The following is a 23,239-nucleotide window of genomic DNA, read 5'->3' as shown; positions in this document are numbered from 1 at the left end:
GTTCTCTCACGCATCCCGAGCGCCTTCTTCCAGCAAGCCGAACACATAATCCGCAAAAGAGCGCCAGCACTCCACCCGGAACGTATCCTCCGCCACGCGCGAAATCACCACTTCTGCCTTGCCAAACAGCGTGCGCGAACATGCGCCGACGGGGAAGGCATTGAGCGAGAGAGCTTGCGGGCAGCCAGCGTTCAGCGTGGCTTCCGCACCTTCACCTGAAACCGTCATGGCCACGTTGCGGTGGGAGACATCCGTGGCAGAGTGGGGGGTGGAGACGGTGGCGCAGGCGTCGAGCAGGTTGCTTTCACCCTGGTCGATGACGAGCCATTCGTCTGGCCCCAGCCACAACGCTGCGCGCAGGCCAGAGGTGGTGGACGTCTTGGGCGTCTGCGGCAGGCGGATATCCAGCGCCTGAGAAAGCTCACTGACAGCATCCGCCTTTGCCCGCAGCGACAGCCGGTAAGCGGGCGCTGCCATCTTGATGGAGACTGTTGCGGAACCGGCGCGGGCGCCTTCCAGAACCAATGTGCGGTTTGCCAGATCAGCCATTGATGCGGCCTCCTTCCTTGTCGAAGAACACCATGTCCGTCACCTCAACTGCAATCGTCTTGTCGGCCAAGGGAATATAGAGCGTCTCACCCATCCGCGCCCGGCCACCGGCCACCAGGCCGAAGGCGATGGAGCGGTCAAGATTTTCGGACCAGTAGGATGAGGTCACATGCCCCAGCATGGTCATCGGTTTCGGCTGGTTCGGGTCGGCCACGATCTGTCCGCCCTCTTCCGGCACATCATGCGGATTTTTCGGCAGGAGGCCCACGAGTTGCTTGCGAGCTTCACGCGTGAGGTCTGGGCGCTGCAAGCCGCGAATGCCGACGAAATCCGTCTTCTTCTTGGACACCGCCCAACCAAGCCCGGCATCGTCAGGCGTCACTGTGCCATCGGTATCTTGCCCCACGATGATGTAGCCCTTTTCGGCGCGCAGAATATGCATGGTCTCGGTGCCATAGAGGCAACCCCCGACGGCTTGCGCCCGCTCTGCAATTTCCTTCCAAACGGCGGGACCAAAATCGGCGGGCACGTTGATTTCGAAACCGAGTTCGCCGGTAAAGGACACGCGGAACAGCCGCGTCGGCACGCCGCAAATCTTGCCCTCGGCAATGGCCATATGAGGGAAGGCGTCGGGCGAAAGATCGATGCCCTCCACCAGCGGCGCAATCACCTCACGCGCCCTGGGCCCCTGCACGGCAATGACAGCCCATTGTTCGGTGGCGGATGTCAGCCAGACATTGAGGTCAGGGAATTCCGTCTGGAGATAGTCTTCCATATGGTGCAGCACGCGCGGCGCACCGCCGGTCGTCGTCGTCACATGGAACCGGTCTTCGGCCAGACGCCCGACAACACCGTCATCGTAAACGAAGCCATCTTCGCGGGTCATGATGCCATAGCGGCAGCGACCCGGCTTCAGCGTGTCCCAGGCATTGGTATAGAGCAGGTTGAGGAATTTTGCTGCATCCGGCCCGACAACCTCGATCTTGCCGAGCGTTGAGGCATCGAACACGCCCACGGTTTCACGCACCGTCTTGCACTCACGGTTCACGGCCTGATGCATGTCTTCACCGGCGCGCGGGTAGAACCAAGCGCGCTTCCAGTTGCCCACGTCCTCGAAGGCTGCACCGGCGGCTTCTTCCAGCGCATGCATCGGCGTCTTGCGGGCAGGATCGAACAGCTTGCCGCGCGAATGGCCCACCAGCGTGCCGAAAGTCACAGGCGTATAGGGCGCGCGGAACGTCGTCAGCCCCACGGTCGGCAGCGGGCGGCCCAAGGCTTCGGACGCAATGGCCAGACCATGCATGTTGGACATTTTGCCCTGATCCGACGCCATGCCGTTGGTGGTGAAGCGTTTGATATGCTCGATGGAGTGCATGCCTTCGCGCACGGCAAGGCGGATATCCTTGGCGCAGACATCGTGCTGGAAATCGATGAAGGCCTTGACGTTGTCGCCTTCGCCCGCTCCATCCGCAGCCCCGATCATGCCGCCGGTCCACGTATGCGCATTGCTGGCAGAAAACTCAGCCGTGCCGCCACCGGCGGCTGCCGCCTCGGCAATCAGGTCATCAAGATCATCCGTGCCGTTGCAGGCGCCGATGGAGACGCAATCCTGCACATGCACATCCGGCAGAAAACGCTGGTTTTCCGCATCATATCTCAGTTTGCCACGAGATTGCGAAAACAGATGCACGGATGGCGTCCAACCAGCGGACACGATGAGCGCATCCACCTTGATCTTGCGCTTGGAAGACCCACCATTGCGCCCCACCGTGATGGAAGACACCCGCAGACGCCCGGCTGTATTGTAAACGCTATGGCCCGCCAGCACCTCGATGCCCAGCGCCCGCGCCTCGTCCAGAAGCCTGGCATCCGGGTTGGCGCGGCAATCCACGATGGCCGCAATCGCCACCCCTGCCCGCTTCAGATCGAAAGCGGTTTCGTAAGCGGAATCATGGGCGGTATAGACACCCACATTGTGGCCCACGGTCACACCGTACTGGTTGAGATAGGTGCGCGCAGCAGAGGCGAGCATAATGCCGGGGCGGTCATTATTGGCAAACACCATATGCCGCTCGATGGCACCGGTCGCCAGCACCACCTTCCTAGCCCGCACCTGCCACAGCCGCTCGCGTGGCGCATGTCCCGGTGTCGCAAGATGGTCGGTAACCCGCTCGGCAAGGCCGATAAAATTGTGGTTGTAGTAACCGAACACAGTCGTGCGCGTCAGCACCTCAACATTCGGCATGGCCTTCAACTCGGCAAAGACCTTCTGCGCCCACTTATAGCCGTTCAAACCGTCGATGGTCGTGCCGGTATCGAAGCGAAGCGCACCGCCAACCTCCGGGTTCTCATCAGCCAGAATGACCTTCGCGCCCGTCTTTGCCGCAGCCAGCGCCGCCGTCAGACCGGCCACGCCGCCACCTGCCACCAGCATGTCGCAATGGGCATAGCGGCTGGCATAATGATCAGTGTCACCTTCCTTTGGCGCATTGCCCAGACCTGCGGCGCGGCGGATGATCGGCTCATACAGCTTGTCCCACGCAGCCTTCGGCCACATGAAGGTCTTATAGTAGAAGCCCGCCACAAACATCGGCGACAGGACATCGTTCACCGCACCCACATCGAAGGACAGCGACGGAAAGCGGTTCTGCGAAGAGACAACAGCCCCATCGAACACTTCCTGCACCGTGGCGCGCACATTCGGCTGCTTGCGGCTGCTATCACGCGAAACGTCGATCAGCGCGTTCGGCTCTTCCGGCCCGGCGGAGAGAAATCCGCGCGGACGGTGATATTTGAACGAGCGGCCAATCAGATGCACGCCATCGGCCAGAAGTGCCGAGGCAACCGTGTCGCCCTGAAGCGCCGTATGGATCTTGCCATCGAAGGTAAAGCGCGCGGTGCGCGCAGGCGTCAGGCGGCCAGCGCCTTTGATGCGATAGGCGCCGCTCATCGTGCCGCTCCTTCATGGCCGGCCATAACGGTGGCCTCATCCGGCTTTGGCTCACCGGCCTTGTAGGTCAGGTGGATCTTGTCGGTTACCGAATGGCGCGCGGCATTGAAGAACCGCCCGCAGCCATGAATATGCCGCCAGCGCTCGAACACCATGCCCTTGTCATTGTCGCGCATGAAGAAATATTCGGCGAACGCTTCATCGGAAATGGTGGAGATATTTTCGGGCCGCGCAATATGCGCCTCCCCAGCCCAGCGAAATTCCAGCTCGGAACGCTCTTCTTCACAATAGGGACAACGGATCAGCAGCATGTTTTCGCCTCAAAGAGAGCTTTCCGGAACGATGGTTCCGGCGGGTTGGTCACACAGGCGCTTTCCCATGGTAATATAGGGGTAAAGCCTGTTCATCAGTTCATCGATCGTCGTGAAGTCGCGGAATATCTTGGCCTTGCCCATATTGATGATCGACATCAACATTGGGTTGACGCTGAGTGCGACAGGCTCCTCCTGCCCGCCATCCTCCTTCGTCCCGACGAAGTAGACAGCCCTGTCGCCGATGATGGGCGCGCAAAGCAGCCTTCCTTCGTTTGCCTCAAACGGCCAGTTCGTCTCGCCCTGTGCCTTGCGGATCGTCTGCATGCGGAAATCCTTCTCTTCCAGCACAAGCTTGTTGGCCTGCGATGGCGAGGCTGCAAAAGCAGCCACAAGAATGGCCGCTGCCGCCCTCAATGCGCCACCGCCGCAGCCGCCGCCTCATCGATCAGCCGTCCCGAGCGGAACCGCTCCAGGTTAAGCCCTTCGGCCAGCTTGTGAGGCTCACCGCGCGCAATCAGATGCGCAAACAGATGCGCAGAGCCCGGCGTGGCCTTGAACCCGCCCGTGCCCCACCCACAATTGACGAAAAGGTTCGGTACCGGCGTCACGCTCTGAATGGCAGACCTGTCAGGCGTGTTGTCGGTAATGCCGCCCCATTGCCGCATCATCTTCACGCGGCGGAAAATCGGGAACAGCTCGCAAATCGCATCCAGCGTGTGGGTGATGATCTGCAAACCGCCGGTCTGGGAATAGGAGTTATACTGGTCCGTGCCAGCACCAATCACCAACTCGCCTTTGTCGGATTGCGAGATATACGCATGCACCGTGTTGGACATGACCACGCAGGGAAAAATCGGCTTGAGCGGCTCAGATACCAGCGCCTGCAACGGGTTGGACGCGAGCGGCACCCGCACATCGGCCATGTTCATGATGACGGAGGAATGCCCGGCTGCGGAAACGCCGATCTTCTTTGCACCGATAAAGCCCCTGTTCGTCTCCACGCCCGTCACCGCACCATCCGGCCCGCGACGGATAGCCGTCACCTCACAGTTCTGGATGATGTGAACACCGCGATCCGAGGCCCCACGGGCATAACCCCAGGCCACCGCATCATGCCGCGCCGTGCCACCACGCCGCTGAAGGGCCGCACCATTGATGGCGTATCGCGCATTGGCGGAAATATCGAGCGGCGGACAGTAGGCCTTGGCCTCTTCTGGCGTCAGCCATTCATTGTCGATGCCATAGAGACGGTTGGCATTGATATGTCGCTTGAAGCTCTGCTGGTCGTGCACATTGTGCGACAGCATCATCACGCCGCGCGCCGAATACATGACGTTGTAATTGAGGTCCTGGCTCAAGCCTTCCCAAAGTTTCAGGGAATGCTCGTAAATATCCATGCTCTCTTCATAGAGATAGTTGGAGCGGATGATGGTGGTGTTGCGCCCGGTATTGCCGCCGCCGATCCAGCCTTTTTCCAGCACCGCGATGTTGGTAATGCCGTGTTCCTTGGCCAGATAATAGGCAGCACCCAGCCCATGCCCGCCACCGCCGATGATGATGACGTCGTATTCCTTGCGCGGCTCGGGAGAAGCCCACTGCGCCTCCCATCCCTTGTGCGCACGCAAGGCCTCGCGAGCCACGGCAAAAACCGAAAATTTGCGCATTCGCGAACCACTCCTTGGAAAACCGGCTGGACTGCTCCGGCAGAAACATACACATCGCAAATCAAAAAGCACCGCAATGTTCATTTTGCGACGCGGCGACATATTGTTTCGACATAGGCCCTTAGAACGCTTCTATCTTTGCTTTTTAAGGCTTTAAACAGTTAACGGGTGGACTTTAGGGTAACGATCTGATATTGTAGCTCACCAATCGCGTGGCCGCTCGGCCAACCGAACGATTTTTTGTTTGCTTGCGAATGCCATAATTCACACGGCAAAAATAACCAACCAAAGGAACGGGATTCACGTGCAGGTACTAGTCCGCGACAACAACGTTGATCAGGCACTTCGAGCTCTTAAGAAAAAGATGCAGCGCGAAGGCATTTTCCGCGAAATGAAGATGCGTGATTTTTACGAAAAGCCGTCCCAGAAGCGCGCCCGCGAAAAGGCTGAAGCTGTTCGCCGCGTTCGCAAGCTGGCCCGCAAGCGTATGCAGCGCGAAGGTCTGATTGCAGGCCCACGCCCAGCCGGCCGGGCTTAAGGCCGTTTTTTAGACGTTTTTGAATGCTTAGGGGGCGGGGGCGATATTTTCGCCACCGCTCTTTGAGTTTATGATCTTGGAACGGGCTTGGTAGAGGGAACCCAAATCGTATGAACGCTGTTGATACCCGTGATTCTATAAATCCGTTTGTAATCCCAAGCGGCGTATCTCAGAGAAAAAATATGCGGCTTTGGTCCTCCCTAATTGTATGCGGCGTGCTTGTAACCCTGTCCGGTTGCGCCACCACCACCCAGACAAGCGACGTATTCCAGCTCGACCGCGCACAGGGGTCGCAGGAAAACATCAGTTCGCTGACATCGGTCATCAACGCAAATCCGCAAGACCCGGAAGGCTACAACGTTCGTGGCTCCGCCTATGGTCGCTCAGGCGACAGCAAGCGTGCCATCGCCGATTTCGAGCGCGCCTTGCAGCTCAATCCGCGCTTCTATCAGGCCTATGCTAACCGTGCGCTGGTGTACCGCAACAGCGGCCAGCAGCAACTGGCACTTCAGGACTATAATTCGGCGCTGCAGATCAATCCCAGCTATGATGTCGCCCTCATCGGTCGCGGCAATCTTTACCGCCAGACCGGTCGCGTCAACGAAGCCTTCAACGACTTCTCCGCCGCCATCAATCTGGACACGACGGATGGTCGCGCATGGCACAATCGCGGCCTGATCTACCAGCTGCGCAATCAGCACACCCAAGCCATCGAGGACTTCTCGAAAGCGATCTCGCTCTCGCCGAACTCGCCTGAGCCATACAATGGCCGTGGCATTTCCTACGTCGCGATGAACGACGATGAAAACGCCTTCGCTGACTTCAACCACGCCATTGCTCTCGACGGCGACCTTGCCGAGTCCTGGGCAAACCAGGCGCTGGTCTATGAGCGCCGTGGCGAAAGAGACAAGGCCGCCAAATCCTACGGCCACGCCGCCCGTCTCGACCCCAAATACAAGCCAGCCGTTGATGGTCTGGCACGTACTCGCGGTGGCAGCGCGTCTTAACAGACCCGTTCAGGTTCATGTCAGCAAGGCCGCTTACCTCTCCACGTCTAACGTGGAAAGGTCATGACATGAAACACTTACGCACCACACTCGCCGCCGCCGCCATCCTGATGATGGCGTCGCAGAGCTATGCCGCAACAGTCGTCAAGGTCGTTGAAGGCGGCGAAGCCGGTGGCCCCATGACGCTCACCCTCGACCAATCCACCATCAAGGCTGGCGAGACAACCTTCCACGTCCATAATGACGCGATGTCGGAAGAGCACGAGATGGTTCTGGTGAAACTCAAGTCTCCCAATGAGAAACTGGACGTCGTCGCTGGAAAAAACCGCATCGACGAGAAAAAGCTGAAGAGCATGGGCGAGGTCTCCGAACTGAAACCCGGTGCAGACGGCCAGCTCAAAGCAAAGCTCACCCCCGGCTCCTATGTGCTTCTCTGCAACATCAAGGGTCATTATCAGGCTGGTATGCACGCCGCCTTGACGGTGACGAAGTAATCATCACAAACAACGGCGCTTCAGGCCCGCTACGGCCTGAAGCCACCCTCCGAAACCAAGAGTCGTGCCTTAGTCAGCGTCCCCGCCATTGTTGCGGGCTATCGCATGCTCGAACAAAGGCAGCAACGCTCTGTACGTTTCCAGAAAATCATCATCCATGCGATGATTTGAACCGCGAAACGCCATGAACAGCTCGTTGCGAAGATCAACAAGAGTCTGACGCTTGCTAGCCTGCGCAGCATCGGACGCCGCGTTGAAAGATCCGAAATGCTGATATCCATTAAATGAGAGCGCGAACGCCACTATGGCATCGCGATCGGTGGGATCAGGAAGCTCATCAACTCGCAGAGAGCTGTCAGGCCTTAAAACCGGTTCCACTGCGCTATCCTCATCGCCAATATAGCCACCCGTTTGTCGCTGCCATAGGCGCGCATAAAGCCCGCCTTGTGCCAACAGCGCTGTTGGCGCCCCCTCTTCAACGATGCGACCCTTATCCAGCACCACGATCCTGTCCATCCGGGCGATGGTGGACAGGCGGTGGGCGATGGCGATCACCGTTTTGCCCGTCATAAGCATCTCCAGCTTTTCCTGGATTGCCGCCTCGGATTCGCTGTCGAGCGCGGATGTCGCCTCATCGAGAATAAGGATCGGCGCGTCTTTCAACAGCACGCGTGCAATTGCCACGCGCTGGCGCTGACCGCCGGAAAGCTTGACGCCCCTGTCACCGACGAAGGCATCGTAACCGCGCCGTCCCTCGCTATCGGCAAGGTCCGCAATAAAGCCGTCGGCCTGTGCTGCCCTCGCCGCCGTAGCAATCTCCTCATGGGAGGCATCCGGCCTGCCATAGCGAATATTGTCTCCAACGGATCGGTGCAGCAGCGAAACGTCCTGTGAGATGACACCAATGTTTTCGCGCAGGCTGGCCTGCGTCACCGACCGAATGCTTTGTCCGTCAATGCTGATATTGCCCTGCCCCGGCTCGTAAAATCGCAAGAGCAGATTGACCAGCGTCGTCTTGCCTGCACCGGAAAGACCCACCAAACCTACCTTTTCGCCCGCCGCCACTTTCAGCGTCAGATAATCGATCACGGTCTTTTCGGCGCGATAGGCAAAATGGACATGCTCGAAACTGATCTCGCCGCGCGCCACGACAAGCGGCTTTGCGTCCGGCGCATCAACGATCGTTGGCGGTGTGGTCATAACCGGCATCGCATCCTTGATCGTGCCGATAGCCTGAAAGATTTGCTGACCCATTTCCAAAAACGCCCGGGCATTGGCGGAAAGCCGCTGGGTCAGGTAGATCGAGCCCGCAAACTGGCCCGTCGTCACGAAGCCATCGACAATGCCCCAAAAGCCGATACTCAGCATTGCAATCCACAGGACGACGTTGAGGAGAAGAATGGCGGTGCTGGTCGTCAGATAGACCCGTCGCTCGCGGTGCTGGGTATCGATGACCTCGGTAAAGACATTCCGCAGAGCCCCGGCTTCGCTGTCTTCCGCCGCGAACTGTTTCACCATCTGAATGTTGCTGTAGAGATCGGTCATGGACCCCACCAGCAGACTGCGCTTCTTGGCAGAGCGGCGTGCAAGCTCCGAAAACTTCGGCACGGCCAGAACGGCAATCGCAATACTGGCGACGATCCAGACAAGGACCGGCAGCGCCAAAGGCCATGCCACAGTGCTCAGCAGCACAAGCGAACCTACGAACTGCACGAGGAAATAAGGTATCGAGTAGAATGCGACAGTCACCTGCTGCTGCACCGCGGATGCCGCCTGCGATAGACGCGAAGCGACCTGGCCCGCAAAAAGATCATGGAAGAAGCCGAGATCCTGACGCTCGACCGCCTTGTGCCCCTGCCACTGAATGGCAGCGGGCATGCACACAGCGACCGTTTGCGACGTCAGCGTGTTGGCCATAAAGGAAAGCAGCGGCTGCACCGGAAACAGCAAGACGACCATGATGGTCAGCAACGGCCACTCGCTTTGCAGAAATGCCGCCGCACCCTTGGCGGTGACACCGTCGACAATGGCCGAAAAGCTCCAGATCAGAAAAAGATTGGTCGCTTCCATCAGCATCGCGAAAACCGAAATCGCGAGGAGCACGCCCCGAAACATCCGCACGAAGTGCAAAAGCAGGTGAAAGGGCCCTTTCGATGGGATGGGTCTGTAGGGAATGTCGAGCGGTCGGATCAGCCGCTCAAAGGGCCGGTAAGCGAAGTCTGAAAAAGCCATGGCGCTCTGCAGTAACACTGGAAAAGAATGGTGGCTGTATCAGTAACAGCCAACATTGAACCATGGATTGCGGTGATCGCAAACCCTTTAACGCAGATTGTAGGAAAGTTTCCCGCCGTAGCAGCGATCCAGGATCGATGGGTAAGCACGGCGCAGGAACGCTCCGCCGTGCCAGAGGCGATCAACGCAGCAGAACAAATCCCGCGACATTCAGGATCAGGAATACCAGAAGGCCACCGAAAAAGCCGCCGGTGGTAAAGAAGCCGACCGCCATAGCGATCATCAGCACGATCACCATCATCGTGCCGTATTTGGCAGCAGTCAGAAAACCGTCATAGGTCTTTTCGTGCTCGGGATAATTCATCGGCGCGCCGACTTCGACTGGACCCGTGTGGTGTTCGCTCATGCCATTTCCCCTTCAATTACCCAGATTTCCGCCCGTTACCAAACGCCCACGGCGTTTTCCTCACAGGGCGAAACAGTGCAGAATGCTCCAATGCCAAGACCTACATGGAACCGATGAAAAACGCAACGGACCGTGCCCGCGCTCTTGCACCGCATTGGATGCATTTTCACCGCCGCTAGACTTGTGGTCTACGGGTCGAAAACAGTGCAGCCAAGCAACAGACGCGCCAGCAATTCTTGCCAAAGCGCCTCTTTACACGGTGCAAAGCGCTATCCCAGTTGCATTTCGTAAAACCAACTCCTACACGAAATAGTGGGGAGGACGTCCGAAGCATTCGCAAGGCAAGCGAAAGCATCGCCATCAGGGAACGGCACGGACGGATTCTGCGCATTAACCCGCAAAGGGATCGAGGAGGGGAAAAAATGACGGCTCTTCTAAAACTAAGCGCCCTTATTGACTGGTTCAGTGAGACGATGGGCAAGTTTGCAGGCTATCTTGTCCTGATCTGCTGCCTCGTCAGCGCTGGCAACGCCATCGTTCGCTATGTCTTCAACTACAGCTCCAATGGCTGGCTGGAAATCCAGTGGTACATGTTCGCCTTCATCGTTCTGGTCGGCGCGTCCTACACGCTGCGGATGAATGAGCATGTGCGCGTGGACATCATCTATGGCGCGATCTCGGCCCGCACGCGGCTCTGGGTCGACATCATCGGCATAACCCTCTTCCTGCTGCCCGCCTGCTTCTTCCTGGCGTGGCTCAGCTGGCCGATGTTCACGCTTTCGCTGGCCCAGAACGAAGTGTCGTCCAATGCCGGTGGCCTCATTCGCTGGCCGGTGAAGTTCATCATCTTTGCGGGCTTTGCCCTGCTCGTCCTTCAGGGAATATCCGAACTGGTGAAGCGCATCGGCGCGCTGAACGGGCTCTATCAGCTCGACACCAAATACGAAAAACCGCTCCAGTAACTCAGGCGCTGATCGCTAAGGATATTTCCATGTTCGAATACGGTATTCTGCCGCCGCTGATGTTCCTGGGCATGATCATTTTCATGCTCTACGGCTTCCCCGTGGCCTTCTCCCTTGCCTCCGTCGGACTTCTGTTCGGCGTCATCGGCATTTTTACGGAGCATTTTTCGCCTGCTTTCCTGCAAGCCCTGCCGCTTCGTATTTTCGGCATCATCTCCAACGATCTTCTGCTGGCCATTCCGTTCTTTACCTTCATGGGTGCCATTCTGGAGCGATGTGGCCTTGCCGAAGACCTGCTGGAAGGCACCGGCAAGCTATTTGGCGCCATTCCCGGCGGCCTCGCCTATGCCGTCATTCTCGTCGGCGCCATCCTTGGTGCCATCACCGGCACGGTTGCGGCCTCGGTCATCACCATGGGCGTCATATCCCTGCCCATCATGTTGAAATACGGCTATAATCCGCGCCTCGCCACCGGCGTCATCGCCGCATCCGGCACCATCACGCAGGTCATCCCGCCTTCGCTGGTGCTTATCGTTCTCGCAGACCAGCTCGGTAAGTCCGTCGGCGATATGTATCTCGGGGCTATCGGTCCTTCGATCCTGCAGGTGACGATCTTCATCCTGTTTATCTTCGTCATGTCGAAGCTGCGACCAAAGGACCTGCCCGCCCTGCCGCCGGAAGCGCGCGGAGAGTTGAACCGCGCTCTGGTGTTCAAGGTGCTGGCGGGCATGGTTCCCTCCATCGTGTTGATCTTCCTCGTGCTCGGCACCATCTTCATGGGCCTTGCGACACCAACGGAAGCGGGCGCGCTCGGCGTTGTCGGCGCCATGGCGCTGGCCGCTGCTCATCGTCGCCTCACCTGGGATCTCGTCAAGCAGGGCATGCATTCCACCATGCACATCACCTCGATGGTGGTGTTCATTCTGGTCGGCGCGACATGCTTCAGCCTTGTCTTTCAGGGCATGGATGGTTCGTTGTGGATCGAACACATGCTGTCGGGAATTCCAGGCGGCCCCATCGGCTTCCTGATCTTCGTCAACATCTTCATCTTCTTCCTAGCCTTCTTCCTCGATTTCTTCGAGATTGCCTTCATCGTCATCCCGATGCTTGCCCCGATTGCCCAATCGCTCGGCATCGATCTTATCTGGTTCGGCGTCCTCATCTGCATCAACATGCAGACCAGCTTCATGCACCCGCCCTTTGGCTTTGCGCTCTTCTACTTGCGCTCCATCGCACCGCGTAGCGTCAAGACTTCCGATATCTACATGGGCGCGATCCCATGGCTGGGCATGCAGCTCATCCTCGTCGCCATTGTCATCTTCTGGCCCGAATCCGTTACCTACTGGCTGGACAAGACACCGCAGGTCGATCTCAACACCATCAAGATCGAAGTCCCCGCCTTCGGCAATGGCGGCGGTAATACCATGCCTAATTTCGGCCTGCCGCCGATGGACGGCGCACCGGCCCAACCGGGCGGAAACGGATTGCCCGGCATACCAAATCTCAACGAGCCACCGAAGATCGGTCCTTAAGGGAAACACTTGATGCGTGTGGACTGATGTATTATATTGGTGAAGTGGAAGGCAGGGTTGCACCCCCGCCTTCCGTTTGTTCTTGCTAGAAATTGAGCCGGACAGTCAATGACCAGCCTGTCCGGTTTTTCCTAATCAAAAACGTAATGCTCAGTGGTTTCCACATCGCATCACCTCCACGATTCGAGAGCAAGGCCGTTACCACGGTCGGCGGGGCCCGTCTCCGCCGATACGTCCTGCTGGTAGGACGTGAGCTGCTTTTGCTCTGAACGCTGTTATCATAAATTGCCCACTGACTTTGTCGAGCGAATTTCAACTATAAAGCGCAAAAACCCGGACCTTTCGATCCGGGTTCGAGTCTCACCTGCGGTTGGTGTCGTTCAGAGCTTGCCGTTACGCTGCTGGATCATCATGAAGGTATCGAATGTGTATTCCGCGAGCTGCATCCACAGATACCCTTCGCGTTTGAAAGCCACTTGATCTTCATAGACCTTCTTGAAGTCAGGATTGACGGCGGAGATTTCAGCGTAGACTTCCAGCGCGGCCTTATAGCAGGCATCCAGAATATCCTGACTGAAGGGGCGCAGCGTTGCGCCTTCTGCCACGATCTGCTTGATCGCGGTCGGGTTTTTGGCGTCGTATTTAGCCATCATATTGGTGTTGGCGAAGGCGCAGGCATCTTGCAAGACGGCCTGATATTGTTTCGGCAGGCTGTTCCACTTGTCCAGATTAACGAAGGAATGAATGACAGGGCCGCCTTCCCAGAAGGCCGGATAGTAGTAGTATTTTGCGACCTTCTGGAAGCCCAGTTTGTGGTCGTCATAGGGTCCCACCCATTCCGCAGCGTCAATCGTGCCCTTTTCCAGTGCCGGATAGATGTCGCCACCGGCAATCTGCTGCGGCACCACGCCAAGCTTTTCGACCACCTTGCCAGCCAGACCGGCAATGCGCATTTTCACGCCCTTGAAGTCTTCGACGGTGTTGATTTCCTTGCGGAACCAGCCACCCATCTGCACGCCCGTGTTGCCTGAAATCATGCCGTAGAGATTGTGCTTGGCGTAGAACTCGTTGAGCAGCTTGTTGCCATTGCCCTCATAGAACCAAGAATTCGTCAGGCGCGCATTGAGACCGAACGGAATGGCTGTGCCGATGGCGAAGGTCGGGTCTTTGCCGACATAGTAATAGGAGCAAGTGTGGCACATTTCGACCGTGCCGGACGACACGGCATCTGCCGCCTGAAGGCCGGGAACGATTTCGCCAGCGGCAAAAATCTGGATGTTGAAGTTGCCATCAGTCGCGGCACTGACGTGGTTGGCGATGTCCTGCGCGCCGCCGAAAATCGTGTCGAGCGATTTCGGGAATGACGATGTCAGCCGCCACGTGACTTTGCCAGCCTGTTGCGCGATGGCGGGTGCGGCCAGAACGGTTGCGGCGGCCACGCCCGCACCGGAAACCGCACCTTTTTTGATGAATGAACGACGATCCATAAATATCCTCCCAGATATGAAGCTCGCCAATAGCCGATTTCCCCTCCGCTATCTGGCATAGCGAGAGGAAAGCACGAGCCCGGGCCACTGACAAGCAGGACAGCCAAGAATAAAATGCCCGGGAAGCCCTGTTGTCGGGCAGTTCAGATCAATATTTTTAATCAATCGAAATATACAGCAGCGTCCCTATACTTTAGGCGAAGGCGGCGCGCGATTTTGCTGGATCGGAGCGCTTGACGAACAGGTTTTGCGGTTTCAAAACAGGCAGCAGATTCACGCCGGAGCCGTCATGTCCAAGCCCATCATCGCCATTCCCGCCGATATTCGCCATCTCGATGGCGCGGAGTGGCACGCGGCACAAACGCAGTATCTCGCCGCCGCCTTGAAAGTGGCCGATGTCATGTCCTTTATCGTCCCCGCCTTCGAGGCTGGAAACGATGTGGATGCCATTCTCGACCGGGTGGATGGGCTGTTGGTTTCCGGATCTGCCACCAACGTTCACCCATCCCTTTACGGCATCGAAGCCAAAGAGAGCGATGGCCCTTTCGACCCCGGCCGTGACGCCACGAGCCTGCCGCTCATCCGTCGCGCCATTGATCGCGGCATTCCGATGCTGGCCATATGTCGCGGCATTCAGGAACTCAACGTCGCGCTGGGTGGCACGCTCGCCAGCGAAATTCAGGAACAGCCCGGCATCTGGGACCACCGCAAACCTGACGATATCGACCGCGATAAGGCATTTGCCATTCGCCAGCCCGTCTTTGTCCGAGAGGGCTCCTGCATTGCCCAGCATCTCGGCTTAACAGGCGAGGTGCAGATCAACTCCCTGCACCGCCAGGCCATCGCGGAAACCGCCCCCGGGCTTCAGGTGGAGGCAACGGCTGAGGATGGCACCATCGAAGCCGTCTCGGTCATCGATGCCAAAGACTTTGCCGTCGGCGTCCAATGGCACCCGGAATACTGGGCGCAGACGGATGCCCCGTCCCGCGCGCTATTCGAGGCTTTTGGCGATGCAGTCCGAGCCTATCAATTAACCAAGGCTTGAGGACAGTACCGGCCAGTTATGCAGCCTGTCGCGTGGCGGTCCCGGGTTCCAGCTGGAACTGGCCGACCATGGCGGACAGAGATAATGTAGCGTCAGCAATCGTCTTGCTGACCGCGTTGGTTTCCTCCACCATCGCTGCGTTCTGCTGGGTCATCTGGTCCAGCGTGTTGACGCTGGTGCTGATTTCCTGAAGCCCCGTGGATTGTTCGCGCGCGCCGGTGGCAATGCTGTCGACATTGGCGTCGATGCGGCAGACGAAATCTTCGATCTGGGTCAGCGCGCTGCCGGTGGATTGCACCAGCTTCACGCCGCTTTCCACCTGCTCGCCCGATTTTCCGATGAGGTCGCGAATTTCGCGGGCGGCTTTGGCAGAACGTTGGGCAAGTTCCCGCACTTCTTGTGCCACAACCGCAAATCCCTTGCCAGCGTCTCCGGCACGGGCTGCTTCCACGCCCGCATTCAAGGCCAGCAGGTTGGTCTGGAACGCGATCTCGTCGATGGTGCTGACAATAGACTTGATTTCACTGGCTGCGGTTTCGATGCGCTGCATGGCGGCAATCGCTTCACCGACGACATCGGAGGATTGCGATGTGGAGCGGCGCGCCTCCTTGACCAGGTCGCGCGTGTCGTTGACCCGCGCCGTCGAGGTCTTGACCGTGGTGGCCACCTCTTCCAGCGCCGCCGCCGTTTCTTCCAGCGCGGCCGCCTGCTGCTCGGTGCGGCGGGCAAGGTCGTTGGCGGCACCGTTCATTTCCTGCCCCTGCTGGCGCAGGTGGTCAGCCTCATGCATGATCGTGCCGAGCGTGGTTTGCAACCGTGTGACGGTGGCGTTGAAATCGCCACGAAGCGTCTCGAATTTGGCGTCGAATTGCCGCTCCAGCGTAAAGCGAAGATCGCAATTGGACAGGTTGTTGAGACCGCGGCCCAGTTGCTCAATAGCAAAGCGCAGGGCGTCCGCTTCGGCTATGCGCTCCTTCTCACGCGTTTCGCGCTCTTGGTTGCTGGCAATGCGGGACTGCTCTGCCTCATCTTCGAGCTGGCACTTGGCCAGACCGGCATCCCGGAAAATGGAGAGTGCGCGGGCCATCGCGCCGATTTCATCGTGCCGTTGCAAATGCGGTGGCGCATCGTCCAGATTGCCACCCGCCATGCGCGTCATGGAGCCGGTAATCTCGTTGATTGGCGCAATGGCCCGGCGTCGCAGGAAAATAGTGGCGGCGATGGAGAGAACGATCAGAAGGCCGCCCAGCGTGTAATTGGTGTTTTGCAGGAACGAGGTCTGCGCTGCCGCATCAACTTCCTTCTGCTTGCCGTATATCGTGCCCATATCCACAAGCTGGTTCACGGCATCTTCATGCGCGTGAAAGCTGGCGCTCAGCGCCGGCAGCGATGCGGTGATCCGGGCAGGGTCTTTGGATTGCAGGGCTGGCAGCGTGTCGGTATCCAGCAGCTTCCAGAACGCATCGCCCTTGATCAGCACGTCATTCTGCAATTTCTCCTTCAGCGCATCGGGAAGCGTCGTCGTCTTCCAGTATTCGCGACGCTCCTGATACTGCCCTTTGAGAACTTCGATCCGCTCGACATTCTTCGCAAGCCTGCCACCGTCAAGCGCGCTCTCATTGGTCAGAGCATAGGTCTCGATCAGATAGAGCGGTGGCGGCAGGATGTCAGCAATCAGGTCTTTGCTGTCGATGATCTCCTGATAGATCGGCCCATTCACCTTCAGCGTGTCGAGTGCGTAGGCACCCATCAGCAACGTCAACGTGATGCCGGTTGCGAGTGCTACGCCGCTGGCGGTAACGATGGCCGAGATAGTGAGTTTCATGGCGAGCGATCCAGAAAGAAGGACGGGGGAATTTCGAGCGCGCCGATGTGCGGCGTGGTGTGTTGACGATGGCAGCACCGTCGTAAAGGTCTGCCAGAATGCTCATGATGTATTCCACCCGAGTTCATCTCAGGGACAGGTCGTGCAAATCTGCAAAGACTGTGTTTTTACAGAGCATTTACTATACACGTATATTTTTGATTAATATTTTCTGAGACACATAATGATTAACATAGTCTAATTATCTAAAATACAGACGGTCGAAATTCCTGCTTTCACGCTCTGTTTTTACTTTCACATTTGATCTGTCTCAAATCACACCGCTTTCGCCCGTGCTTATTGGCCACAAAGAGATGCGGCCTGCGGATTTGCTTTATGAAAAGAAGTCCAAAGCGCCTCTCTGGATTGACCAAGGAGAGAGACATGTTCGCCGAATTCCGCACCGTCACCTTGCTGGCAACCAGCCTTTGCCTGTCGCTGCCAGCGGCCCCTAACGCCGCAGACCTCGCGCCCTTTGCACCTGCGCCCACGGCAGCAGAAGCGATTGCTGCGTCCAGCCCATGGATGCTGCGCGTGCGTGGCCTCGGAGTCGTCACTCATGATAGCGGTTCGATAGATGGTGTCGCAGGTGCTGGCCTTGCCTACTCGGACACGGCCATTCCCGAATTCGACGTCAGCTATTTCTTCACCGATAATATCGCCGCCGAACTCATACTGGGCACGACCTTCTCCAAGATCAAAACCACCGGTTCCATCGGCGATATCGATGTCGGCAAGACATGGCTTCTGCCCCCGACCGTGACTTTGCAATACCATTTTACCAACTTCGGCGCCTTCAAGCCCTATGTCGGTGCGGGTTTGAATTACTCGCTGTTCTACAACCAGTCCGAAAAGAACGGCTTTACCAATCTCGATGTGAAGAACGATTTCGGCGCGGCCTTGCAGGTCGGTTTCGACTACATGGTGACAAAGAACTGGGGCGTGAACTTCGACGTGAAGAAAATCTTCCTCGAAACAAAATGGAGCGCCGACCTCAACGGCACGCCTGTCAGCGGCAAAGCGAAGCTCGATCCATGGCTGATCGGCGCTGGCGTCACCTACCGATTCTGATCGCGCATTCCGGTCAGAAACTGCCGCTGAAACGGGTCGAGACACTGCTGCCGCGATAGGCGTCAGCTGTGTCAAGTTCGTCATGCAGCAGGCGTGCAAACTCGATTTCTATCCTGCGATCATGCCCGGCATCCAGCCCCAGCGTCGCAACCAGCCGTCTTTCGCCGCTGTTGTAGTCGTAAAAGATCCAGTCCTTGTGGCTTCGTTCCACCGCCAGATCGAATGTTAGCGATTTCGTTGGCTTGGTTTTGATCACAGCCTTCCAGCGGCGCTGGTATTCACCCAGCGGGTCATCGATATCGTAGAGCGCATAGTCCCTTGAATAGGCTGCGCCCAGCGAAAGCCTGTCGTTGAGCTTCCACTCCGCTTCCGCACGCAGATAGGGACGCGTGCGCTTGACCTGATTGCCGACCTCATCACCTGCAATCGTCGTCAGTCCCGCCTCCATAAGAACCGTAAGCCTGTCATCGAACGTGCGCCCATAGGCCAGCGAGCCGCGCATGTTGGTCGCGGGAAAGCGCAGGTAGAGGTCCGCCTCCCGCTGCCGCTCCGGTATCAGGCTGGCATTATAGGCAAACGTTACCCCGACCTCCCCACCGGCAAGCGCCCTGACGTGGCTGGCTTTGAGGCCAAGCAACGCTTCGTTGGCATCGATCCGGGTCTCAAACCCTTGGGGTAAACGCGCCTTTCCCTTCATCAGATTGGTATAGCTCGCGGTGAGCGTGCTCTTCCCGCCCAACGCATCCAGCGTGGCTGCGGTCGATAGGTCGATCTTATGGTCCAGACGACGGAAGCCAAAGGTTTTACCGCCATCGATATAATCGATGTCGCCAGCATCGCTGCGCGTGCCACGCATCTGCGCAGTCCATTCCAGCTTTTCCGAGATTTGACGACTGAGGGAAAAGTTCACCCAGCTATTGTGCTCATCGGCGAACCGGTATTTGGGAACGAAAACCTCCTGATGATGGAAGGAATAGCCGAATTTGGTACCTTCGCGCTCGATCTCGCCCTCAAAGCCAAGGCCCGTGCGCAGGCTCATGGCCGCGACGCGGTTGGTGTCGCCAAAATAATTGGTGTCGTAACTGGTCTCGGCATCATAGGTCACAGTGGGTTCGCCATTTGCCGCGCGCGCGCAAACACTGCACATCAGCAACGCGAGAGCAAGGCGCACAACCATCAATATCTCCAAAACCTAATTGAGATATATCTTATAGATAGATGGTTAATAAGTTTTTGTCTGGGGAACTGTCCTCTGGGTGCCGTGCCAAATCCGCCACCTTTCAGTACGTTGAGCACAGTGAACAAGCATTTTAATCAACTTGGATATGTTAATATTAACGGTTTATTATAACATTAGCATATGCTTGCATTAGATTTTCCTAATTGTACTGTCAAAACACGCCAGACGGCGATGTTTACAGATCAAAGGAGAGAGAAATGCTGACTAAAATAGCGTGTGTTACTGTCGCTCTGACCGTTGCTTCCATGGCTCCTGCCCATGCCGGAGGTCTGCTCGGCGGCCTTCTCGGCGGCAACAGCAACAAGGGCGGCCTCGTCAATGTCTCGCCGAACCTCAATCTTGGCGTGGGCAACGTCCTGTCCGGTAACAAGACGGGTGTTCTGAGCGGTATTCTCAATGGCAATAAGACATCGGTCGATGCCCTGAACAACGATAACGACCGTGGTGGTTATAACAAGAAGAAGCGTCGCCACTAGCGTGCTGTCCCTCGTGCGTCCTGACCTAACGCACGGCGCTAAAGGCTAATTCATTCTGCTGAAATCTTGCGGAAGGGGGGCTGAAAAGCTCCCCTTTTTTTGGCCGTTCCCTCGGGATCAGACGGTGATGTCGACGATGCCGCAATCGCCTGCTTCGGACGCAAAGGCGAGCAGATTGCCGGTATTGCTCCACGCCATGGAGGTGATCGCCCCCTTGCCCGGACGACGCAGCAGCGCCTCCTTCTGGTCGGCCAACCGCACGCCAAGAATCATGCCATCGGCAAAACCGATGGCCAGAACCTCATCCGCCGGGTGAAACGCAACATTGGTGACCATGATGTTGGCGCGGGTGCCAAGCTCCAGCGGCGCCTTGCCCATCGGGCCGTCCTTGCCCGCGAAGGGCCAGACGATGGCAGCCGGTGCGCCCGAAGACGCCAGCCACTTGCCCTTGTGCGACCACGAGATGGATTTGACCTTGGCCGGATAGCCGGTCATGCGCATGTGGCGCGCATCCGTGCCACCCTTGACCGCGTCCAGCTTCCAGCCATGCAGCGCATTTTCCTGCATGGTCGTCACCAGAAACTTTCCATCTGCCGAGAAGGTCACGCCCGTATGGGCACCCTTCCAGTCCAGATCGATCGGATCACCGGCACTCGCTACCCAGTGCAGGGTGACGCCATTATAGCGGGCTGCGGCAATGCGCAGACCTTTCGGTGCAAAGGCAATCGCCTCCACCGTCCGCTCTTCCTTGAATTCCTTGGTGGTGCCGTCGTTCAACCGCACAAAACTGGATTTGCCGACACCATAGGCCACCGCATTCTGCGGACCACCGGCAACGACGCTGATCCATTTGCGCGGCACATGCGCAAGCTCCGTCACGGCACCATCATGACCGATCCGCAGCACACGGCCATCTTCGCCGCCGGTCAAAAGCGTCGCACTGTGTGGATCACGCACGCAGGTCAGCAGACCCTTATGCGCCTCCACAACCTTCTCCCCGCCATCCAGCCGGTGAATATTGCCAGAGGCAGTAGCAAAAAGCGGAATATCACCCAGAAAATGCGTCGCGACGACGTGGCCTTCGAGGTCAAGAGGGGCAACGGTGGGCATGGGTCAGTGGTCTTTCCGTAGTAAAGCAGGCGCGTTGGCCTTTGATTGCTGCAAGCGACTGGTCAAGACGTTCAATCTTTCGTCACCCCGGCCTTGAGCCGGGGTCCAGCAGCCGCGCGTCTGCGCGGTTTGAAGAGTCTCTTGCGATCAAGGACTTGATCGCACTGGATCCCGCATCAAGTGCGGGATGACGAAGGCAACTGCCTAAGCATCAAGCAGCCGCAACGCACGCGTTGAAGCTTTTCTCCAGCTTCTCACGGTCCAGATTGCGACCGATGAACACCAGGCGGCTTTCGCGCTTTTCGCCTTCTTTCCAGGCGCGCTGGTGATCACCTTCGATGATCATGTGCACGCCCTGCACCACGTAACGTTCCGCATCGTCCTTAAAGGCGATGATGCCCTTCAGGCGCAGAATGTTCGGGCCATCGGTCTGCGTCACCTTCTGAATCCAGGGGAAGAACCGTTCGGCATTCATTTCGCCGCCGCGCAGCGAGATAGACTGAACGGTCACGTCGTGGATCGGCGAAACTTCGCCATGGTGATGATGCCCATGATCGTGGTCGTGGTGATCATGGTCATGATGGTCGTGCCCGTGGTCATGGTGGTGGTGATCATGTCCGTGGTCATGGTCGCAATCCGGGCCGCAAACATGGTCCTCATGGCCGTGATCGAGGAAATGCGGGTCGTTTTCCAGCGCACGTTCCAGGTTGAACGCACCCTGATCCAGAACACGGGCAAGATCGACACCGGAGCGGGTCGCCTTGTAGATGCGGGCAGACGGGTTGATGGCACGCACGATGTCTTCGATGCGGGCCAGTTCTTCCGGCGTCACAAGGTCGGTCTTGTTGATGATGACGACATCGGCAAATGCGATCTGGTCTTCGGCTTCGCGGCTGTCCTTCAGCCGCAGCGGCAGGTGCTTGGCATCCACTAGCGCCACCACGGCGTCGAGTTCGGTCTTGGCGCGCACATCGTCATCCATGAAGAAGGTCTGGGCAACGGGCACAGGATCGGCAAGGCCGGTGGTCTCGACGATGATGCCGTCGAAACGGTCCGGGCGGCGCATCAGGCCTTCCACGACGCGGATGAGGTCGCCGCGCACGGTGCAGCAGACGCAGCCATTGTTCATTTCGTAGATTTCTTCGTCCGATTCCACGATCAGATCGTTGTCGATGCCGATCTCGCCGAATTCATTGACGATGACGGCGTATTTCTTGCCGTGATTTTCAGACAGGATGCGGTTGAGAAGCGTGGTTTTGCCCGCGCCCAGATAGCCCGTCAACACGGTGACTGGAATAGGCTTTGTGGTTGTTGCTGCTTCGGTCATGAGAAACCTCTGAAGGAGATGAGCCGCAATGCGGCCTTGAAAGCGTTGCCGTTCATATAGGCGTCTGGCGGAATGAGTTCAAAGAGAATCTGCCGAAGTTTTTTGATCCGTACTTTCAAGCAAATTCATGTCGAAGGCCCTGACATCCTCCAAAAGCGCCACCAGACCGGCGATAGAATGGGCAATGATGGCCTCACCCTTCTGCGCGCTCGCCGCTGCGGCATTGCCCGCCACACCTTGGGGGTTGAGGTCGGACATGCGCCAGCCGAAAGCATGCGGCCCGTAGGCACGCAGATGCGTGAAACACTTTGCAAACTCCGTCTGTTTCGACGGGAAATTTTCGGCCTTGTCCATCCGCACCCGTTGCGGCTGCAGCGCCAGCATCACCGATGTCTCGATGTCGCCGCCGTGAATATCGATGGCTTTATCATCAGGCGAAACGACACCCTCCGGCATGCCGAACCGCGTCCAGCTCGTCGCCACCGCCAGCATGCCAAAACGCACACGCGCCTCGGTCGCCACGATGGTCATCAGCGGAGAATTACCGCCATGGGCGTTCAGCATCAGGAATTTGCGGATACCCTTATTGTGCTGCGCCTCTGCAATCGCCAGCCACCGGTGCACAGCCTCATCGAAGGCGAGCGTCTTTGTGCCCGGCACATCCATGTGTTCGATCGAATAACCCACGGGCTCGGCGGGCAGGAAGTTAACGTGCGCGTCGGCAGGCAGCGCTTGTCGCAAGCGCTCGACAATACCCTCTACGATCAGCGTATCCGTTTCGAATGGCAGGTGCGGTCCATGCTGCTCATGCGCGCCCAGAGGCAGCACCACGATCGCATCATTTTGCGGCTGCGAGGGTGCTGTTACGTTATTGTCGTGAATATGCGTATATGTGTCAGACATCTGGCGATCCGCGCCTGCATTCGTTAAGTGTTACAAGAACATATAACCGTTCCGTGATCTCAGAAAAG

The 23,239-nt window shown here is 57.8% G+C and carries 20 protein-coding genes and 1 pseudogene; 8 read left to right on the top strand and 13 right to left on the bottom strand.

The genetic code is table 11. From position 1 onward, the window contains the following. Positions 1-6 precede the first annotated feature (6 nt). The 5 genes from QRN55_RS06095 to QRN55_RS06075 are packed head-to-tail and all read right to left on the bottom strand — an operon-like array spanning position 7 to position 5,477. A complete protein-coding gene (locus QRN55_RS06095) occupies positions 7-549 on the bottom strand; it encodes a sarcosine oxidase subunit gamma (RefSeq protein ID WP_284775699.1) in 543 nt (180 codons plus the stop codon). Beyond that, positions 542-3,499: a sarcosine oxidase subunit alpha gene (locus QRN55_RS06090; protein ID WP_284775698.1), complete on the bottom strand. Its 2,958-nt coding sequence runs from the start codon at positions 3,497-3,499 to the stop codon at positions 542-544. Before QRN55_RS06090 ends, QRN55_RS06095 begins: the two co-directional genes overlap by 8 nt. Further along, the gene (locus QRN55_RS06085; RefSeq protein WP_284775695.1) at positions 3,496-3,810 is read right to left on the bottom strand and encodes a sarcosine oxidase subunit delta; all 315 of its coding nucleotides are present in this window, start codon (positions 3,808-3,810) and stop codon (positions 3,496-3,498) included. Before QRN55_RS06085 ends, QRN55_RS06090 begins: the two co-directional genes overlap by 4 nt. Before the next feature lie 9 nt (positions 3,811-3,819). Continuing rightward, positions 3,820-4,227: a hypothetical protein gene (locus QRN55_RS06080; protein ID WP_284775693.1), complete on the bottom strand. Its 408-nt coding sequence runs from the start codon at positions 4,225-4,227 to the stop codon at positions 3,820-3,822. Continuing rightward, complete coding sequence (locus QRN55_RS06075; RefSeq protein WP_284775691.1) at positions 4,224-5,477, bottom strand: sarcosine oxidase subunit beta family protein; 1,254 nt, start codon at positions 5,475-5,477, stop codon at positions 4,224-4,226. The genes QRN55_RS06080 and QRN55_RS06075 overlap by 4 nt, the downstream gene beginning before the upstream one ends. A 304-nt stretch (positions 5,478-5,781) precedes the next feature. On the opposite strand from QRN55_RS06075, the gene rpsU reads away from it, so the two are divergent. From rpsU to QRN55_RS06060, 3 genes are all read left to right on the top strand, one after another. Beyond that, positions 5,782-6,015 (top strand): 30S ribosomal protein S21, encoded by a 234-nt coding sequence (rpsU, locus tag QRN55_RS06070; RefSeq protein WP_111837539.1) that lies wholly within the window; start codon positions 5,782-5,784, stop codon positions 6,013-6,015. Between the two features lie 182 nt (positions 6,016-6,197). Further along, positions 6,198-7,022: a tetratricopeptide repeat protein gene (locus tag QRN55_RS06065; protein WP_233121940.1), complete on the top strand. Its 825-nt coding sequence runs from the start codon at positions 6,198-6,200 to the stop codon at positions 7,020-7,022. Between the two features lie 68 nt (positions 7,023-7,090). Next, the gene (locus QRN55_RS06060; protein ID WP_111837537.1) at positions 7,091-7,516 is read left to right on the top strand and encodes a plastocyanin/azurin family copper-binding protein; all 426 of its coding nucleotides are present in this window, start codon (positions 7,091-7,093) and stop codon (positions 7,514-7,516) included. A 387-nt stretch (positions 7,517-7,903) separates the two neighbouring features. On the opposite strand, the pseudogene QRN55_RS06055 reads toward QRN55_RS06060, so the two are convergent. Next, positions 7,904-9,748: pseudogene (locus QRN55_RS06055) on the bottom strand (ABC transporter ATP-binding protein); the annotation flags it as partial. 181 nt (positions 9,749-9,929) lie between these two features. Then, the gene (locus tag QRN55_RS06050; RefSeq protein ID WP_284775687.1) at positions 9,930-10,154 is read right to left on the bottom strand and encodes an aa3-type cytochrome c oxidase subunit IV; all 225 of its coding nucleotides are present in this window, start codon (positions 10,152-10,154) and stop codon (positions 9,930-9,932) included. A gap of 422 nt (positions 10,155-10,576) precedes the next feature. Between QRN55_RS06050 and QRN55_RS06045 the strand changes: the two genes are divergently transcribed. Together QRN55_RS06045 and QRN55_RS06040 are read left to right on the top strand one after the other, a co-directional pair. After that, positions 10,577-11,116 carry a TRAP transporter small permease subunit gene (locus QRN55_RS06045; protein ID WP_284775686.1) on the top strand — a complete coding sequence of 180 codons (540 nt, stop codon included), beginning with the start codon at positions 10,577-10,579 and terminating at the stop codon, positions 11,114-11,116. Between the two features lie 29 nt (positions 11,117-11,145). Then, on the top strand, positions 11,146-12,648 hold the full coding sequence (locus QRN55_RS06040) for a TRAP transporter large permease (RefSeq protein WP_284775684.1): 1,503 nt from the start codon (positions 11,146-11,148) through the stop codon (positions 12,646-12,648). A gap of 380 nt (positions 12,649-13,028) precedes the next feature. Here the strand turns inward: QRN55_RS06040 and QRN55_RS06035 are convergent, their stop codons facing one another. Further along, complete coding sequence (locus tag QRN55_RS06035; protein ID WP_112498638.1) at positions 13,029-14,135, bottom strand: TRAP transporter substrate-binding protein; 1,107 nt, start codon at positions 14,133-14,135, stop codon at positions 13,029-13,031. Positions 14,136-14,424: 289 nt separating this feature from the next. Here QRN55_RS06035 and QRN55_RS06030 point away from each other — a divergent pair, with 289 nt between their 5' ends. Continuing rightward, a complete protein-coding gene (locus tag QRN55_RS06030) occupies positions 14,425-15,180 on the top strand; it encodes a gamma-glutamyl-gamma-aminobutyrate hydrolase family protein (protein WP_284775681.1) in 756 nt (251 codons plus the stop codon). 16 nt (positions 15,181-15,196) lie between these two features. On the opposite strand, the gene QRN55_RS06025 is transcribed toward QRN55_RS06030, so the two are convergent. Next, complete coding sequence (locus QRN55_RS06025) at positions 15,197-17,005, bottom strand: methyl-accepting chemotaxis protein (protein ID WP_284775679.1); 1,809 nt, start codon at positions 17,003-17,005, stop codon at positions 15,197-15,199. 423 nt (positions 17,006-17,428) lie between these two features. Here QRN55_RS06025 and QRN55_RS06020 point away from each other — a divergent pair, with 423 nt between their 5' ends. After that, on the top strand, positions 17,429-18,115 hold the full coding sequence (locus tag QRN55_RS06020; RefSeq protein ID WP_284775678.1) for an OmpW/AlkL family protein: 687 nt from the start codon (positions 17,429-17,431) through the stop codon (positions 18,113-18,115). Between the two features lie 13 nt (positions 18,116-18,128). Here the strand turns inward: QRN55_RS06020 and QRN55_RS06015 are convergent, their stop codons facing one another. Further along, complete coding sequence (locus tag QRN55_RS06015; protein ID WP_284775676.1) at positions 18,129-19,292, bottom strand: hypothetical protein; 1,164 nt, start codon at positions 19,290-19,292, stop codon at positions 18,129-18,131. A gap of 260 nt (positions 19,293-19,552) precedes the next feature. Here QRN55_RS06015 and QRN55_RS06010 point away from each other — a divergent pair, with 260 nt between their 5' ends. Next, the gene (locus QRN55_RS06010) at positions 19,553-19,831 is read left to right on the top strand and encodes a hypothetical protein (RefSeq protein ID WP_111837527.1); all 279 of its coding nucleotides are present in this window, start codon (positions 19,553-19,555) and stop codon (positions 19,829-19,831) included. 117 nt (positions 19,832-19,948) lie between these two features. Here the strand turns inward: QRN55_RS06010 and QRN55_RS06005 are convergent, their stop codons facing one another. From QRN55_RS06005 to QRN55_RS05995, 3 genes are all read right to left on the bottom strand, one after another. Next, the gene (locus tag QRN55_RS06005; protein ID WP_284775675.1) at positions 19,949-20,941 is read right to left on the bottom strand and encodes a WD40 repeat domain-containing protein; all 993 of its coding nucleotides are present in this window, start codon (positions 20,939-20,941) and stop codon (positions 19,949-19,951) included. A gap of 211 nt (positions 20,942-21,152) precedes the next feature. Next, positions 21,153-22,268 (bottom strand): CobW family GTP-binding protein, encoded by a 1,116-nt coding sequence (locus tag QRN55_RS06000; protein ID WP_284775673.1) that lies wholly within the window; start codon positions 22,266-22,268, stop codon positions 21,153-21,155. Positions 22,269-22,346: 78 nt separating this feature from the next. Then, a complete protein-coding gene (locus QRN55_RS05995) occupies positions 22,347-23,171 on the bottom strand; it encodes a creatininase family protein (RefSeq protein ID WP_284775671.1) in 825 nt (274 codons plus the stop codon). Positions 23,172-23,239: the final 68 nt, after the last annotated feature.

The sequence above is a fragment of the Agrobacterium sp. lyk4-40-TYG-31 genome, assembly GCF_030209855.1.
In the GTDB taxonomy this organism is placed as follows: Bacteria; Pseudomonadota; Alphaproteobacteria; order Rhizobiales; family Rhizobiaceae; genus Agrobacterium; species Agrobacterium vaccinii.
This window is presented reverse-complemented; position numbering and strand designations above follow the sequence as displayed.